Here is a 16356-nt window from a genome sequence, read left to right as displayed (position 1 = left end):
GGAAACCCCTCAGCCGGCGCCGGGCAACCGGAAGAACGCGCGCGCGGTCGCCGTCGTGGCGGCGGCCGTGACCTCGATGTCCTCGCCGCGGTCGCGCGCCAACTCGGCGACGATGTGCGCCAGGTACATCGGCTCGTTGCGGCGGTGCGAGGGTTGCGGCTTTACCGTACGCGGCAACAGGTAGGGCGCGTCAGTCTCGATCATCAGCCGGTTCGCCGGGATGTTCTTCACCAGCTCGCGCAGGTGCAGGCCGCGGCGCTCGTCGCACAGCCAGCCGGTGATGCCGATGTGCCAGTCCTGGTCCAGGCAGTCGAACAATTCCTTCTTCGTGCCGGTGAAGCAGTGCACCACGGCCGGCCCGAGCTTGCCGTCGAAGTTCTTCATCATCGCCACGAAGTCGTCGTGCGCGTCGCGCTGATGCAGGAACAGCGGCTTGCGGGTGTCCACCGCGATCTGCAGCTGGCGTTCGAATGCCTTGCGTTGCGCCGGCCGCGGCGAGAAATCGCGGAAGTAGTCCAGCCCGCATTCGCCCACCGCGACGACGTCGGCATGCGCATGCAGCGCGCGCATCTCGGCGTCGCATTCGTCGGTGTACTCGGTGGCGTGGTGCGGGTGCACGCCCGCCGTGGCAAACAGCTCGCCCGGATGCGACTGCGCCAGACGCAGCGCCGTCGGCGAATGCTCGCGGCTGGCCCCGGTGACCACCTGCTGCACCACGCCGGCCTCGCGCGCGCGCTGGAGCACGGCGTTGCGGTCGTGGTCGAAGCTTTCGTGGGTGAGGTTGGCGCCGATGTCGATGAGATCCATGCCCGCATTTTAAGCTGTCGTGCCAGCTCTTGTAGGAGCGACGTGAGTCGCGACCGGTTGAACGACACGTCCTAGCGACATGATCTGCAAGGAAGGGGCCGGCAGAAGACCCGGACTGATCTCTGCAGCGGGCGCGCCGACCGTGCGGTCGCGACTCACGTCGCTCCTACAGGAAGACCGCATGCGTTTATCCTTTGCGCCGCATGCCGTCGCCCACCTTCCCCATCACCCCGCTGCTGCCGGATATTGTCCGCAGCCTGTCCGGACATCCGCGTCTGGTGCTGGAGGCGCCGCCCGGCGCGGGCAAGACCACGCAGGTGCCGCTGGCGCTGCTGGACGAGCCGTGGCTGCAGGGCCGAAAGATCGTGATGCTGGAGCCGCGTCGCGTTGCGGCGCGCGCGGCGGCCGGGTTCATGGCGAGGCAGCGCGGCGAAGCGGTTGGCGAGACGGTCGGCTACCGCATCCGCTTCGAGAACAAGGTCGGGCCGGACACGCGGATCGAGGTGGTCACCGAAGGCATCCTGACCCGGATGATCCAGGACGATCCGATGCTGGAAGAGGTCGGCGCCATCCTGTTCGACGAATTCCACGAACGCCACCTGGCCGGCGACCTTGGTCTGGCGCTGGCGTTGGACGTGCAGGCGCAGCTGCGCGACGACCTGCGCATCGTCGTCATGTCCGCCACCCTCGACGGCGAGAAGCTGGCGCGGTTCCTTGATGCGCCCAGGCTGAGCAGCGAAGGCCGGGGTTTCCCGGTGCAGGTCGCGCACTTTCCTGCCCGCCGGGACGAGACGATTGAAGTGCAGGCACGCCGCGCCATCGAACACGCCGTGCAGACGCACCCGGGCGATGTGCTGGTGTTCCTACCGGGCCAGCGCGAGATCGCGCGGGTGGAGGCGATGTTGAGCCCCTCTCCCGCCGGGAGAGGGGTTGGGGAGAGGGGAGACGAGGGACGCGATAGTGCCGGCAATATGGCTGCGTTCGCCCCTCATCCGCCCTCCGGGCACCTTCTCCCGAGGGGAGAAGGAAAAGAAGATTTCGTGGTGCTCGCCCTGCATGGCGAACTGCCGGTGGAGAAACAGTCCGAAGCCTTGGAACCCGATCCCCGGGGCCGCCGCCGCGTGGTACTGGCGACCAACGTGGCCGAGTCGTCGGTGACGCTGCCCGGCGTGCGCGTGGTGGTCGACAGCGGACTGGCGCGCGAGCCTTCGTACGACCCGAACAGCGGCTTCTCGCGCCTGGAAGTGACGACCATTTCGCAGGCATCCGCCGACCAGCGCGCCGGTCGTGCGGGGCGCGTGGCCGAGGGGTGGGCGTACCGCCTGTGGCCGCAGTCGCAGCGGCTGGATCCGCAGCGGCGGCCGGAGATCGCGCTGGTCGAACTCGGCGGCCTAGCATTGGAATTGGCCGCGTGGGGCAGCGACGACCTGCGCTTCGTCGATGCGCCGCCGCCCGGGGCGATGAATGCCGCGCGCGACCTGCTACGCCGGCTCGGTGCGCTGACGGCATCGAACGCCATCACGCCCTTGGGCAAGCGCATGCTCGCGCTCGGCACGCACCCCCGGCTCGCGGCGATGCTGCTGTCGGCGGACGAGGGTGAGGACCGCGCGCTGGCGTGTGATCTCGCGGCGCTGGTCGAAGCGCGCGATCCGCTGCGCATGGGCGGGGACGCGCTGGCCGCGCGCTGGCGTGCGCTGGCGGCATTCCGCAACGGCCGCGCGCCCCAGGACGCGAGCCGTTCGGGCCTGGCCGCGATCGACGCCGCCGCGAAGCAGTGGCGACGCCGCGTCCGCGAGGCCACCGCGCCGCCGCCCTCGGTGGAGGCGCACCGCCTGGGCGACGTGCTGATGCATGCCTTCCCGGACCGCATCGGCTTCCAGCATCCGCAGGACGCGCGCCGCTATCTGCTGGCGAACGGACGCAGTGCACGGCTGTTCGATGACAGTGCGCTGGTCGGTGAACCGTGGATCGTGGTCAGCGAGTTGCGCCACGAAGCGCGCGATGCGCTCGTGCAACGCGCGGCACCGCTGGACGAACAGCGCCTGCGTCGCGAGTTCGCCGACCGTTTTGTCACCGAGGACACCGTCCGCTGGGATGCCTCGCGGCGCGCACTGTCGGCGCAACGCGAATCGCGGTTCGACCAGATCGTGTTCGATGCACGGCCCGCCGGCCGCGTCGACCCGGCGCTTGCGGCCGCCGCATTGACCGACGCGGTGCGCGACCTGGGCCTGGACGCCTTGCCGTGGCCGGAATCGCTGCAGCAATGGCGCGAACGCGTGCGCTGCCTGCGGGAGTGGATGCCCGACCTCGGCCTGCCCGACCTGTCCGACGACGTGCTGGTGGCGACGCTGGACACGTGGCTGAAGCCCGTCTTCGCCGGCAAGACGCGGCTGGACGCACTGGGCGAAGACGATCTCGCGAACGCGTTGAAGTCGGGCCTGGACTGGTCGCTGCGCCAGCGCATCGACCAGCTGGCGCCCATCCGCATCACCGTGCCCTCGGGCATGGAGCGCCGTATCGAGTATGCGCACGGGCAGCCCCCGGTGCTCGCGGTGAAGCTGCAGGAACTGTTCGGCCTGGCCGATACGCCGCGCGTGGCCGACGGTCGCGTGCCGGTGCTGCTGCACTTGCTGTCGCCGGGCGGCAAGCCGCTGCAGGTGACGTCCGACTTGCGCAACTTCTGGAACTCGACCTATGCCGAGGTGAAGAAGGAGATGAAGGGGCGGTATCCGAAGCATCCGTGGCCCGATGACCCCTGGAGTGCCCAGGCGACCCATCGGGCGAAGCCGCGCGGCACGTAGCGTGCGCCATGCGCACGACCGCATGAAGCCCCGCCTCATACCGATCGACACGGTCGCTCGAATCCGCATCGCGGGTCGTGTGCATGGCGCACGCTACGTTCAGCCGGCGGCCAGCGCCGGGCGACGGAACTAACACCGCGTAAACATCGCCGCACGGACACTGGCGTCCTACCCACCTCTTTCAGGGAAGGCCCCCATGAGCAAGCTCACCACCATCACCGACCGCGCGCTGGAACTGGCCAGCCAAGCTGGCACCAGCCTCAAGCACGCCGTGCCGAGCGCCGACAGGTTGCTGCAGACGGGTGCCGCACTCGGCGTTGCGAAGACCGGCGGCAGGCTCGCGGTGAACTTCGTGCGGCGCAACCCGGCGGTCGCCGTCGCCACGGGCATCGGCGTGGGCCTGCTTGCACTGGTGGCCTATCGGAAGCGCAAGCAGGACCAGGCGAACGGTCCGATCGAGGGCAAATCGCGTCGCGTGGAAGCGCGCAAGGTCAACGGCACGGCCAAGACTTCCACCGCGCGCAAGACTGGTACGCCGCGCAAGCCGCGCAGCACCACCCGCGCCACCGAGAGCTGATGTTGCGCTGCGCCTGCGTCAGAGCGGGCGCCAGGTACCAGGCGCAAGGTCTCCCAGGTGTGTGTCGCCCATCGCGGCACGCACCAAGCGCAACGTAGGCAGGCCGACCGCTGCGGTCATGCGCCGGACTTGGCGATTGCGGCCTTCGGTGATCGTTATCGACAGCCACGCGTCGGGCACGGATTTGCGAAACCTGACCGGCGGATCCCGAGGCCACAGCGTGGGTGCCGGATCCAGCCGCTCCACCACCGCGGGCCGCGTGGGTCCATCGTTCAACACCACGCCACGCCGGAGCGCGTCGAGCTGGTCGTCCGCGGGCGTGCCTTCCACGAGCACCCAGTAGGTCTTCGGCTGCTTGTGCCGTGGATCTGTCAGCCGGTTCGCCAGCGAACCATCGTCGGTGAGCAGCAGCAGGCCTTCGCTGTCGTAGTCCAGCCGTCCCGCCGCATAGACGCGCGGCGGCAGTCCGAACTCAGCCAGCGTCCTGCGCGGCGGGTCGCTGCGATCGGTGAACTGACAGAGGACGTTGAACGGCTTGTTGAAGGCGATCAGCACACGGAGTTTTCCGGAGAGACGACAGGGCGCATTGCAACGTCATCGGCGCGCCGCGTCCAGCGCGCGATCGCCCTCATGCTTCCGGTCGCGCCTCCGGATCCGGCTCGGCCGCGGTCGTCGTCCTGGATCGCCCACGCGCCATCGCCTCGAACACGCCATCGCGGCGCACCCAGGCGTGATGCAGCGCGGCGGCCATGTGCAGCAGGATCAAGGCGAACAGCGCATAGCCCAGCCATCCGTGTGCCTGCCGCAACAGGCTGTACAGCGCCGGATCGTGCGGCAGGATCGGCGGCAGCGAAAACGACGACGTCATGCGCACCGGATAGCCGCCCGCCGACAGCATCGCCCAGCCGAGCAGCGGCATCGCCAGCATGGCCGCGTACAGCGCGACGTGCGAGGCCTTGGCCGCGAGCACCTGCGTGCGCGGCAGCGAAGCGGGCAGCGGCGGTGGCGGATGACGCCAGCGGTGCAGCAATCGGATCACGGCCAATACGAGCAGCGTGATGCCCAATGGACGGTGCAGGTCGATCAGCACCGGGCGCAGCGTCAGCGAGGCGACCATGCCCACGCCGACGAACAGCATCGCCAGGATCAGCACCGCCATGCCCCAGTGCAGTACGCGCGCGAAGGTGTCGAAGTGCTCGCCGCGATTCATCGTGTCGCCTCCGTACCGTGCGCAGGTGCGGGCCTGGCGATATCGCCGCGGGCGGTCTCGCGCTCGCGCCGGTTGAACGAGACGCTGTAGGCGGCCGCGCGCGCGGCCAGGATGGGATCGTCGGACAGCGCCACGCCATCGGGTACCACGGTGGGGTCGTAGTTGACGTCCCGGCAGGCGCCGGTCGCCTGCGGTTCGCTGCGCTCCAGCACCAGCGTACCGGCCACATGCGTCGGGCGCGACGCCGGCCAGGGCTGCGAAGGATCGTCGACCGGATCGCCGGCCGCCGCTTCGGTAACCACCAGGTCCCAGCGCAGCGGAGCCTGCGCCAGTTGCTCCTGCAGCTCGCGCTGGAGGTAGTCCGCCTCGGCCCGCCGGCGGGTCGTGTCCGCCAGCGGCTGGAACGGGGCCTGCGGCTGCATCGACCAGCGCACGAAGCGCGATCGCCCCTGTGCATCGATGAAGCGGAAGGCATTCACGCCGTTGTATTCGGTATTCGCCCAGCTGCTCGACCATGGCGCGGATTTGGCCCAGGCCTGGAAGCGAGCGGCTTCCGGATACCGTTCGAGGAACGCCGCCATCTTCGCCGGATCGGGCTTGCCGGTGGCCGGGTCGGGTCGCGAAGCCAGCAGCTGCGCGTGGAAGCCCGCCGGCGTGGCGACGGCGAAGAACGGAAAACTGTTCATCGCCATCCGCCACTCCTGCCCGTCATCGGTCCGCAGCGACAACGCCAGGCTGCGCACGCGCGCCTGTGCTTCGGCACCGAAGGGATCGCCGCCACCGATCGACAGGCGACCCTGCACCGGCGTGCGTGGCTGCCGGAACACCCGTGCACGCGACAGCGTGGCCGCCTCTGCGCTCGGTTCGAAGTAGCCGGCCACGCAGACGCCCCGGCTATGCGCGCGCCGGAAGCCGGGAAAGGGCTTGCCGTTCTCGATGTCGTTCACCAGGCGCGGCGCGGTGAGTCGCCCGGCCGGCCCGATCCATCCTGCCACCCAGGCAAAGACCAGCGACAGAGCCAGCACCAGACAGGCGATGGCGGCCCAGGGACCCCAGGGGCGGGATGGCGGCGAGGGCGGTGATGGATCGTCTGGGAGAGGCGGCATGAGGCGCTCCTGTTCGTGTATGCCGGTGGGACGCATGGGTGCCGGATTTATTCCCGCGCCGTGCGTGTGCATCCGGATGCATACGCGGACGGGAATAATCCGGATATTGGTGCGTCCTACCCTCATTCCCGCCCTGACTGGCCCATGCCCGCCCGACCGCCCCCCCTGGACGACGAGACCCTGCACGTGCTGATCCCGCGCCTGCGCCGGTTCGCGCGCTCGCTGGCATCCGACGCCGCGGCCGCCGACGATCTGGTCCAGGCCACGCTGGAGCGCGCGCTGACGCGCGGCGCCGACATGCGCGACCCGTCGGCGCTTCAGGCCTGGCTGTTCTCCGTGCTGTACCGCATCTTCGTCGACGAGCATCGGCGTGCGGCACGCTGGAAGCGCATCGCACGGTTGTTCTCCGCCGAGGACGACACCACGTCACCCACGCCCGAGCAGGTGTTCGACGCACGCACTTCACTGGCCGGCTTCGCCCGCCTGGCGCCCGAGCAGCGCGCGCTGCTGATGCTGGTGAGCGTGGAAGGGCTGGCCTACCGCGAGGCCGCCGACGCGCTGGGCATCCCGGTGGGCACGGTGATGTCGAGGTTGTCGCGCGCGCGCCAGGCACTGCGCGCGATGCAGGAGGAAACGCCGCCCACGTCCACCCTGAAGGCCTTGCGATGACCATCAAGACCCTGCACGACGCACCCACGGACGACGAACTGCACGCCTACGTCGACGGCCGGCTCGATCCTGCGCGCCGTGCGGTCGTCGCCGCCTGGCTGGAGGCGCATCCGGAGCGCGCGGCCCAGGTGGAAGGCTGGAAGCGCGATGCCGAACGCCTGCGCGCGCTGGCCGCGAATCCCGAACGCTGGCCCGCGAATGCATCGCTGACGCCCGCACAGGTCAGACGCGGCCTGCAGGCGCGGCGCCGCCGGCGCGTGGGCATCGCCGCCTCATGGGTGTTTGCGTTCGTCATCGGCGGTGGCGCGGGCTGGCAGATGCGCGAGCTACGCCCGTCGCCTTCAAACCTGCCCATGGCGGATGCGGTGGCCGCGTACCGCCAGTTCGCCGAGGCCGATGCGCCGCCGATGGAATTCGACACGGCCCGTGCGGACGACCTGCAGCGCTGGCTGCTGCGTCACTTCGGCGAGGCCGGGCGTGTGCCCGATCTCAGCCAGGCCGGTTACCGGCTGATGGGCGGTCGCTTGCTGTCCACCGAACAGGGCGCCGCCGCGATGCTGGTCTACCAGGACGGATCGGGCGCGCGGGTCGGCTTCTATCTGCGGCCGCGTGGCCGGCTGGCCGGCGACGGTCAACGCCGCGATGGCGACCTGCTGGCGCAGTACTGGTCCCGCCGCGACACCAGCTTCGCGCTGGTCAGCGATGCCGCCGATGCCGCCGCACGCGCATTGCCGCGCCTGCTGGAGAACGGCTGACCGCCGGTGCGACCCCGGACGGGCCGCACCGGGCGCGACTCAACGCGGTTTCACGAACCGCAGCGTCATGCGGTCGCTCTCGCCGATGGCCTGGTATTTCGCGCGGTCGGCTTCCGGGTGGTTGTTGGACGGCGGCAGGGTCCACACGCCGTTCGGGTGGTCCTTGGTGTCCTTCGGGTTGGCGTTGACCTCGCTCTTCGCGTCGAGGCGGAAGCCGGCGGCTTCGGCCAGCGCGATCACCTGCGCCTCGCTGACATAGCCGGAGTCGTCATCCGCGGCCACGTCCTGGTTCGCCCGGTGCTCCACCACGCCCAGCACGCCGCCCGGCTTCAGCACGGCGAAGAAGCCCTTGAACATGCCCTCGGCCTGGTTGGCGCTGCGCCAGTTGTGCACGTTGCGGAAGGTCAGCACCACGTCGGCGGAGCCTGCGGTGCCGAACACCGGCGCGGCCGGGTCGTACTTCACCACGGCGGTCTTGTCGAACTGCGCCGGACCGTCGGCGAACTTCTTCTGCAGCCCGTCCAGGCTGCGCTGATAGTAGTTGCGGCTCTTCTCCGCCGCCGCCGCCGGGTCCACCACCGCGGCCACGTAGCGGCCGTCGTTCTTCAGGTAGGGTGCCAGGACTTCCGAGTACCAGCCGCCGCCCGGCGTGATCTCCACGACGGTCTGCGTGGGCGTCACACCGAAGAACGACAGGGTTTCCCTCGGATGGCGATGGGTGTCGCGCGCCACGTTCTTCGGGTCGCGCCACTCGCCCTTCAGCGCGGTGTCCAGCGCCGCCGCGTCGGCGGCGGGCAGTGCCTGCGCGGTGTCCGCGGGCTTGGCCGGCGATGCGGCAAACGACGGTTGCGATGCGGCCAGTGCGGCCACGAGCGCCAGGGACAGCGGAACAATGCGGATCGTCATGCGTCAGCCCTCCAGAAAGGTGCGCGGAGCCTAGCACGCGGTCTGTTCACCGGGCATCGCGGCCGTCGCACCACAGGCACGCTTCATCGCACACGGATAGGGCATCGCTAGACTGCATGTCTCGGCTGCTCCGGAGACCTCGCATGACCGCCCACGACGCCACCCGCAACATCCGCATCGCGCTGGCCGCGCGTCCGCGTGGCGAGCCGACCGCCGACGACTTCCGCCTGGAACACATGCCGCTGCCCGTGCCCGGCGAAGGCCAGGTGCTGCTGCGCAACCGCTACCTGTCGCTGGACCCGTACATGCGCGGACGCATGAATGCCGGGCGCTCATACGCCAAGCCCGTCGAGATCGGCGAAGTGATGGACGGCGGCACGGTGTCGGAGGTCATCGATTCGCGCCATCCCGACCTCAAGGTCGGTGACGTGGTGCTGGCGCACGGCGGCTGGCAGACACATGCCGTTGCCGATGGCGGGATGCTGAGGCGCAGGCTGGATGCGCGTGTCGCGCCGCTGACCACCGCGCTGGGCGTGCATGGCATGCCGGGATTCACCGCCTACGTCGGCCTGCACGAGATCGGCAAGCCGCAGCCCGGCGAAACCGTCGTGGTCGCCGCGGCCAGCGGCCCGGTCGGTGCGACCGTGGGACAGATCGCGAAGCTGCAGGGCGCGCGTACCGTCGGCATCGCCGGCGGCGAAGCCAAGCGCGCCTACCTGCGCGACGAGCTCGGCTTTGACGTGGCGCTGGACCACCGCACGCCGGACTTCGCCGACCAGCTGCGTGGCGCTTGTCCCGATGGCATCGACGTGTATTTCGAGAACGTCGGCGGCGCGGTCTTCGATGCGGTCGTGCCGCTGCTCAACGACTTCGCCCGCATCCCGGTCTGCGGACTGGTCGCGCACTACAACGACACGGCGTTGCCGGCTGGGCCCGACCGCATGCCTTGGCTGATGAGCCAGATCCTGACCCGCCACCTGACCGTGCGCGGCTTCATCCAGCACGACTTCATCGCGCTGTATCCGCAGTTCCTGCGCGAGATGGGCGGATGGCTCGCCGACGGCAAGATCCGCTACCGCGAGGACATCGTGGAAGGCCTGGAGAACGCCCCGCGCGCGCTGATCGGCCTGCTGCGCGGGGAGAACTTCGGCAAGGTGGTGGTGAAGCTCTGACACGGTGCGCTCAGCGCGCGATGCCGTTCTCCGCATCGTGTCGCTGCATCGTCTTCATGGCCGCCAGCAGGTAGTCGTACCACTCGGATTCGACGGCGTCGATGGGCCCGATCAGTCGTTCGAAATCGCGTGTCGCGGCACCTTGCGCCAATAGCTGCTTGTAAGGTGTCGCGTACGCGCCTTCCCGCGCGTGGAAGAGGAAGTGGGACAGGCTCCAGTAGTGCAGGTAGTACAGGTTGACGTGCTGGTTGATGTCGGGGCCCGTGCCTTCCAGCAACTGTCGCAACGGGATGATGCGGCCTTCGGCGACGTCGGCAGGGAGATTGCCCGTCAACCCCATGCCGGACAGCCACCAGATTGGATACGCATCCGGGTCGCTGCGGCCAGGCGTCAGGACGCCGTTCTCCATCCAACCAGCGCCCAGATAGCTGGCGATGCCCTCATTGGCCCAGGCGGGCAGTCGCCATCTGGCGACTTCTGTATTCAGTTGGTGCGTGGCTTCGTGCAGCATCCAGTGGTACGGGTTCGCCTTTCCGCCCCCGTAGTACGCGTAGCAGGCGGGGCGCAGGTAATAGGCTTCGGCCCACGGTCGGCTGCGGTTGTTGCGCGCAAACTCGTCCGCGTCGCGATAGAGCACCAGGGTCAGCGGCGTAGTCGACGGCACCACATGGTCTGCGAACAACGCCAGGTAGGCGGCATGCAGGCTTTCCGCGGCGGCGGCGATCTCCCGGGTCTGTGTGGGCGTGGCCGTGCTGTGCACGCGGTAGTGAGCGGTCTCCAGGAGGCTCGCATCTTCCGGGATCGACGCCTTGGGCACGGAAGTGCGCTTCAGGGGTGCAGCTTTCCATGTCATGACGCCGGCAACCGACGCCACCAGCGCCAGTGACGTCGCGACGAGCACGGTGCGGCGCTTCATGCGGAGGAGGGCACCGGCAGGCTGACGTTCATCAGCGTGGGATCGTCGGGGTCCAGCTTCACCGTGAAGCCGAGGCTTTCGCACATCGCCAGCATGGTGCGGTTCTCGCGCAGTACTTGGCCCTCGATGACCTTCAGGCCCAGCCATCGCGCGTATTCGATCATGATCTGCATCAGCTTCCAGCCGATGCCATGGCCCTTCAGGTCCGAGCGCACCAGGATGCCGTATTCGCCTTTCTCGTAGTTCGCGTCGGCGTGCAGGCGCACTGCGCCGAGCATCTCGTGCGTATCCGGATGCACAGCGACCAGTGCGATCGAGCGCGCGTAGTCCAACTGGGTCAGGCGCGCGATGAATTCGTGGCTGAAGTGGCGCACGGACTGGAAGAAGCGCAGGCGCAGATCTTCGTCGGTCACGTGGGTGAAGAACTCGCGGAACATCGCGTCGTCTTCCGGTCGTACCGGGCGCACCAGCGCCGGCCGGCCATCGGCGAGGTCGATGGTGCGTTCCCATTCTTTCGGATACGGGAAGATCGCGAAGCGCGGATGGCCGCGGCCCTTGTGCAGCGCGCGACCGCGCGCGAGCGCGATGCGCGCGTCCACGGCTACCACGCCATCGCGGTCCGCCAGCAGTGGGTTGATGTCGAGTTGCTGGATCTCGGGGATATCGGCGGCCAGCTGCGCCAGCTTCACCAGCACCAGCGCGACGGCACGCTCATCGGCGGCAGGAACATCGCGGTAAGCCTTCAGCACGCGCGAAACGCGGGTGCGCGCGATCAGCTCGTGCGCCAGGCGCAGATCCAGCGGAGGCAGGGCGACCGCCTGGTCGTTGATCACTTCCACCGCGGTGCCGCCGCGACCGAACGCGATGACCGGACCGAATACGGGATCATCGGCGATCCCGGCGATCAGCTCGCGTGCCTTCGGCCGCAGCACCGTCGGCTGTACCAGCACGCCTTCGATGCGTGCCTCTGGCCGGCGTTCGCGCGCGCGCTGCAGGATGTTGATCGTGGCTTCGCGCACGGCATTGGCGTTCGGCAGGTTCAGACGGACGCCATCGACGTCCGACTTGTGCGGGATATCGGGCGACAGGATCTTCACCGCCACCGTCACGCCTTCTGCCAGCAGCGGCGCCGCGATGCGGGCGGCATCCTCTGCGTCGATGGCCCGCCACAGCGGCGCCATCGGGATGCCGTACGCCGCGAGCAGCTGCGTGGTGGCCAGTGGATCCAGCCAGGTCTGGCCGGCATCCAACGCAGCATCGACCAGCATGCGCGCGGTGGCCACGTCGGGACTGAAGTCTTCCGGCAGGCTGGGCGGCGTCTCCATCAGCGCGGCCTGCACCTCGCGGTGGCGGACCAGGTGCATGAAGCCGGCGACGGCATCGGACTCGTTCGGATAGCGCGGCACCTGCGCGGCGTCGAGGACGGCTTCGGCCTGCGGGTCGTTGCCCAGCCAAACGGTGAAGACCGGCTTGCGGGCCCCCTGTGCCGGCCGCTGCGAGAGCACGCGGGTGACCGCGTTGGCCGCCTCCGACGACGAGGACAGCACGGTCGGCACGTTGACTGCCAGCAATGCATCATTTTCCGGATCGGCAAGCAGGGCCTCGATCGTCGCCGCGTAACGGTCGGCATCGATGTCGGTCAGCAGGTCGACGGGGTTGGTGCGCGACCAGCCCACCGGCAGGATGCGGTCCAATGCATCGCGGGTGGCATCGGACAATGTCGCCAGCGTGCCGCCCTGTTCGTAAAGATGATCGACCGACAGTGCCCCCACGCCGCCGCCGTTGGTCAGGATCCCCAGGCGACGCCCATGGAACGGACGCACCTGGCCCAGCGTGCGTGCGGCCGCGAACAGCTCGTGCAGCGAGCGCACGCGCAGCAGGCCGGCGCGGCGGAACGCCGCGCCATAGACCGCGTTCGGGCGTGCCAGGTTCTGCGTGTGCGTACTCCCCGCGGGCGTCACCTGTGCGCGGCCGCTGTGTCCGGACTTCACCACCACCACCGGTTTTGTACGCGCCGCCGCGCGCGCGGCAGACATGAACTTGCGCGCATCATGGATGGCTTCCACGTACAGCAGGATCGCGCGCGTGCGCGTGTCCGTGGCGAAGTAGTCCAGCAAGTCGGCGAAATCCACGTCCAGCGCATCGCCCAGCGACACGACGGCGGAGAAGCCGACCGGCTGGCTCATGCTCCATTCCACCAAGCCGCCGGAGATCGCGCCCGATTGCGAAATCAGCGCCAGGTCGCCGGCCTTCGGAAAACGGCTCGCGAGGCTGGCGTTGAGGCGCGCGTGCGGGGCGATCACGCCAAGGCAATTCGGACCCAGCACGCGCAGGCCTTTCTCGCGCGTGAGGGCTTCGAGTTGCGCGGCGGGCGAACCTGGGCCGCTGCCCATCGCGGCGGTCAGCACCACCACGGCGCCGGCCCCTTTTTCCGCCGCTTCTGCCGCTAGCTGCGGCACGGTCGCCGCCGGCGTGGCGATCACTACCAGGTCCGGCGTCCACGGCAGGTCGCGAAGATGCCGCACGGTCGCCACGCCGTCCATCGGCGTCGGGTGTTTGTTCACCAGCCCGATCTGGCCCTCGAAGCCAGCGGCGCGCAGGTTCTCGACCACCGCACGACCGACCGACCGCGGTCGCGACTGGCTGCCCACCACCGCCACGGCACGCGGCCGGAAGATCGAATCGAGACGGTAGGTGCTCATGGCAGGACAGCGTTCTCCGTATGCCGGCAAGGGTAGCGCGATGCGGGTCGAGTCCGCATGCGCGCGGTCACGCCAGTTTCAATGCATCCGGGTAAGGCGCAGTATCCGGGTAGTCGCCGTCGGCGAGGTGCGACTGGAGGTCGCGCCACCAGGAGGGACGGAACAGGTCGCCATGCGCGGCCTTCAAGGCCTTCGCCTGCAGTTCGGGCAGGCCCAGGAATTGCGGGAAGCGCTCGGGGAACACGTCGCCCGCGTCCACGTGGAACCAGGGGCCGTCCGCCATCTGTTCTTCGTACGTCGCCGGTTGCGGCCAGTCGCGGAACCGGCAATCGGTGAGCAGGCGGAGTTCATCGTAGTCGTAGAACACGACGCGGCCGTGGCGCGACACGCCGAAGTTCTTAAGCAGCATGTCGCCAGGGAAGATGTTGTTGCGCGCCATGTCCTTGATCGCCTGCCCGTAGTCGAGCGCAGCGATGCGTGCCGCATCCGCCTTCTGCTCGCGCAGGTACAGATTCAGCGGCCGCAAGCGACGCTGCACGTAGCACAGGTGGATGACCAGGTCGTCGCCGTCTTCGCTGATACTCTGGCCGCAGCTCTCACGTAGTTCCTGCAGCAGTTCAGGCGAGAAACGCGCACGCGGGAAGCGCAGGAAACGGAACGCCTGCGTATCGAGCAGCCTGCCGACGCGGTCCAGGTGGAACACCAGGTCGTACTTGTCCTCCACGTCCTGCCGGCTCATCGCCTTCGGGTAGGCGAAGCGGTCGCGGATCACCTTGAATACCAGTGGGTAGCTGGGCAAGGTGAACACGGCCATCACCATGCCGCGCGTGCCCTCGGCGTGCACCAGCCGTTCGTCCGGAAGCGCGGCGAAATGATGGAAGAACGTCCGGTAGCGCTCGGTCTTGCCCTGCTTGGCGCGGCCGAGCACGGTATAGATCTCGTCGATCGGCTTGCCCGGCAACAGCGAACGCAGGAACACCACCGCGTCGCCGACCGTCGTCAGATCGGCGTGAAAATAGCTGCGCGAGGTGCCGAACAAGTGTGCCACGTCGCCGCGATGGGTCAGCACCGCTTCGGCCTTCAGCTGTCCGCCGTCGTTGATCAGGGCGATGACACAGGGCGAGAACCGGTGTTCTCCGAACACGCGGCCCACCAGATAGGCACGCCGTTCGCGGTAGAACACGGTGTCCAGCAGCTCGATGCCGCGTACCGGGTTCGCGCCCCAGTGCGCCAGGTCGTCCTGCAGCCGCACCGCGATCGCCGCCGCGCAGCGCGTGCGGTGCGCGTAGGGAACGTCGAAACCGTAGTCCGCCAACACGCGTGCGAAGGTGTCGGTCGGCCGCTGCTCGGACACCGCGTAGCTGTGGCGCGCGACCGGGTGGGTGATGGCGTCGGTGGGTTCGACATCCAGCGCCACGAACTCAAGCGCCGGATCCACGCCGCGGATACGCAGGAAGCGCCGGCTGAGTGTGTTGTAGAACGTCTTGTAGAGCTCGCGGTCGATCTGTCCGGCGACCAATCTTTCGAACGCCGTACGCGCGGCGATCCACAGCGTCCGGTCATGGGTCTGTCCCAGCAGTACCGACTGCAGCCGCAGCGCGCACTCGGCGATGCACTGGTCGTACAGTTCGATGCGTTCTACCGCATCGGCACGGGCGCCCGCCCAGTCCATCGTCTCGAACCGCCCCTTCGCACGCTGCGTGATCTCGGCGAACCGCGCGTGGTAGTCCGCGAAGGCGTCGTGGATCAGGCGGGCGATGGCGTCGTCGTGGACCATGCGCGCGATGTTAGCCGCCGTCCGCTGGAGTCATCGCTCCACCGCGATGCCTGCCTGTTCCAGCAACCAGCCACGTACCTTGCGAAAGCCGGGATGCGCGAGGCTGCGTTCGGGATAGACCAGGTAGTGCGCGAAGTCGGCTTGCAGTCGCTTCTTCGTCAGCGTCACCAGCCGCCCGGCTTTCACCAGCGGCTCGGCCAGCGTCCAGCGCGCCAGCGCCACGCCGACGCCCTGCGCTGCGGCCTGGTGCAGCGTTTCGGTGTCGTCGAACTGCGCCACGTAGCGCGTGGGCGGTTGCCCGCCGAAGTGCTCGAACCAGTCCTTCCAGCGATTGGCGGGGTCGCCGAGCAATGGCAGCTTCGCCATCTGGTCCGGCGCCGGCTTGCCGTGCTTCTTCACCAGCGCGGGACTGGCCACCGGCGTTATCCATTCGTGGAACAGGAACTCGGCATGCACGTTCTGCCAACGGCCACCCCCCAGGCGCAGCGCCAGGTCCACGGGTTCGCGCTCGAAGTCGACCACGTGCGTGCTCGACTGCAGGTTGAGGCCCAGTTCCGGATGCGCTGCGAGGAAGGCGGGCAGGCGCGGTACCAGCCATGCGGTCGCCATCGACGGGATCAGGCTCAGCGTGACCGTGTGATCGTTGCGCAAGGTCGCGCGACGCAGGGCATGGTCGATGGTGTCGAGCGGGCCCGAGATCGCGTCGAACAGGCGCTGCCCATCCGGCGTCAGTTCCACGCCGCGCGGTCCACGTGCGAGCAGCTTGTGGCCCAGGCGCTGCTCCAGCAGTCGCATGCGATGGCTCAGCGCGCTGACGGTGAGGTGCATGGCCTCGGCCGCACGCGTCAGGTTGCGCAGGCGGGCAGCGGTGACGAACGCGTCCACCTGGTCCAGCGGGAGCCGGCTCATCTTGAATCCACCTCAAGGCTGGGTTGCGGAGGTTTCGCTTTTTCAGTGC

Annotated in this window: 14 protein-coding genes and 1 pseudogene; 6 read left to right on the top strand and 9 right to left on the bottom strand. The window is 68.8% G+C overall.

Annotated elements, in window-relative coordinates; all coding sequences use genetic code 11:
• Positions 1-9: 9 nt before the first annotated feature.
• A complete protein-coding gene (locus tag FB548_RS00595; protein ID WP_142122842.1) occupies positions 10-807 on the bottom strand; it encodes a TatD family hydrolase in 798 nt (265 codons plus the stop codon).
• A gap of 203 nt (positions 808-1010) precedes the next feature.
• On the opposite strand from FB548_RS00595, the pseudogene FB548_RS19110 reads away from it, so the two are divergent.
• The 3 genes and pseudogenes from FB548_RS19110 to FB548_RS00580 form a co-directional block, all read left to right on the top strand.
• Positions 1011-1700: pseudogene (locus FB548_RS19110) on the top strand (DEAD/DEAH box helicase); the annotation flags it as partial.
• Between the two features lie 6 nt (positions 1701-1706).
• Entirely contained in the window at positions 1707-3608 is a 1902-nt protein-coding gene (gene hrpB, locus FB548_RS00585) for an ATP-dependent helicase HrpB (RefSeq protein WP_142124034.1), read from the top strand.
• Between the two features lie 196 nt (positions 3609-3804).
• Positions 3805-4185 carry a hypothetical protein gene (locus tag FB548_RS00580; protein ID WP_142122841.1) on the top strand — a complete coding sequence of 127 codons (381 nt, stop codon included), beginning with the start codon at positions 3805-3807 and terminating at the stop codon, positions 4183-4185.
• An 18-nt stretch (positions 4186-4203) separates the two neighbouring features.
• Here FB548_RS00580 and FB548_RS00575 read toward each other — a convergent pair whose 3' ends face one another.
• From FB548_RS00575 to FB548_RS00565, 3 genes are all read right to left on the bottom strand, one after another.
• On the bottom strand, positions 4204-4740 hold the full coding sequence (locus FB548_RS00575) for a pseudouridine synthase (protein ID WP_142122840.1): 537 nt from the start codon (positions 4738-4740) through the stop codon (positions 4204-4206).
• Between the two features lie 73 nt (positions 4741-4813).
• Entirely contained in the window at positions 4814-5395 is a 582-nt protein-coding gene (locus FB548_RS00570; RefSeq protein ID WP_142122839.1) for a cytochrome b, read from the bottom strand.
• Positions 5392-6501, bottom strand: coding sequence for a catalase family peroxidase (locus FB548_RS00565; RefSeq protein ID WP_142122838.1), 1110 nt, complete (start codon positions 6499-6501; stop codon positions 5392-5394). The genes FB548_RS00570 and FB548_RS00565 overlap by 4 nt, the downstream gene beginning before the upstream one ends.
• A 144-nt stretch (positions 6502-6645) precedes the next feature.
• On the opposite strand from FB548_RS00565, the gene FB548_RS00560 reads away from it, so the two are divergent.
• A complete protein-coding gene (locus FB548_RS00560) occupies positions 6646-7170 on the top strand; it encodes a sigma-70 family RNA polymerase sigma factor (RefSeq protein ID WP_142122837.1) in 525 nt (174 codons plus the stop codon).
• An 11-nt stretch (positions 7171-7181) separates the two neighbouring features.
• Positions 7182-7925 (top strand): anti-sigma factor, encoded by a 744-nt coding sequence (locus FB548_RS00555; protein WP_142124033.1) that lies wholly within the window; start codon positions 7182-7184, stop codon positions 7923-7925.
• A 39-nt stretch (positions 7926-7964) separates the two neighbouring features.
• Here FB548_RS00555 and FB548_RS00550 read toward each other — a convergent pair whose 3' ends face one another.
• On the bottom strand, positions 7965-8831 hold the full coding sequence (locus tag FB548_RS00550; protein ID WP_142122836.1) for a class I SAM-dependent methyltransferase: 867 nt from the start codon (positions 8829-8831) through the stop codon (positions 7965-7967).
• A 143-nt stretch (positions 8832-8974) separates the two neighbouring features.
• On the opposite strand from FB548_RS00550, the gene FB548_RS00545 reads away from it, so the two are divergent.
• On the top strand, positions 8975-10003 hold the full coding sequence (locus FB548_RS00545) for an NADP-dependent oxidoreductase (protein WP_142122835.1): 1029 nt from the start codon (positions 8975-8977) through the stop codon (positions 10001-10003).
• A gap of 10 nt (positions 10004-10013) precedes the next feature.
• Here FB548_RS00545 and FB548_RS00540 read toward each other — a convergent pair whose 3' ends face one another.
• The 4 genes from FB548_RS00540 to FB548_RS00525 form a co-directional block, all read right to left on the bottom strand.
• Complete coding sequence (locus FB548_RS00540) at positions 10014-10919, bottom strand: hypothetical protein (RefSeq protein WP_142122834.1); 906 nt, start codon at positions 10917-10919, stop codon at positions 10014-10016.
• A complete protein-coding gene (locus tag FB548_RS00535) occupies positions 10916-13621 on the bottom strand; it encodes a bifunctional acetate--CoA ligase family protein/GNAT family N-acetyltransferase (protein WP_142122833.1) in 2706 nt (901 codons plus the stop codon). The genes FB548_RS00540 and FB548_RS00535 overlap by 4 nt, the downstream gene beginning before the upstream one ends.
• A gap of 67 nt (positions 13622-13688) precedes the next feature.
• Positions 13689-15398 carry a bifunctional isocitrate dehydrogenase kinase/phosphatase gene (gene aceK, locus FB548_RS00530; RefSeq protein ID WP_142122832.1) on the bottom strand — a complete coding sequence of 570 codons (1710 nt, stop codon included), beginning with the start codon at positions 15396-15398 and terminating at the stop codon, positions 13689-13691.
• A 30-nt stretch (positions 15399-15428) separates the two neighbouring features.
• Positions 15429-16307: a LysR substrate-binding domain-containing protein gene (locus FB548_RS00525; protein ID WP_142122831.1), complete on the bottom strand. Its 879-nt coding sequence runs from the start codon at positions 16305-16307 to the stop codon at positions 15429-15431.
• Between the last annotated feature and the right edge of the window lie 49 nt (positions 16308-16356).

This window comes from Pseudoxanthomonas sp. 3HH-4, assembly GCF_006716465.1.
GTDB lineage: Bacteria > Pseudomonadota > Gammaproteobacteria > Xanthomonadales > Xanthomonadaceae > Pseudoxanthomonas_A.
This window is presented reverse-complemented; position numbering and strand designations above follow the sequence as displayed.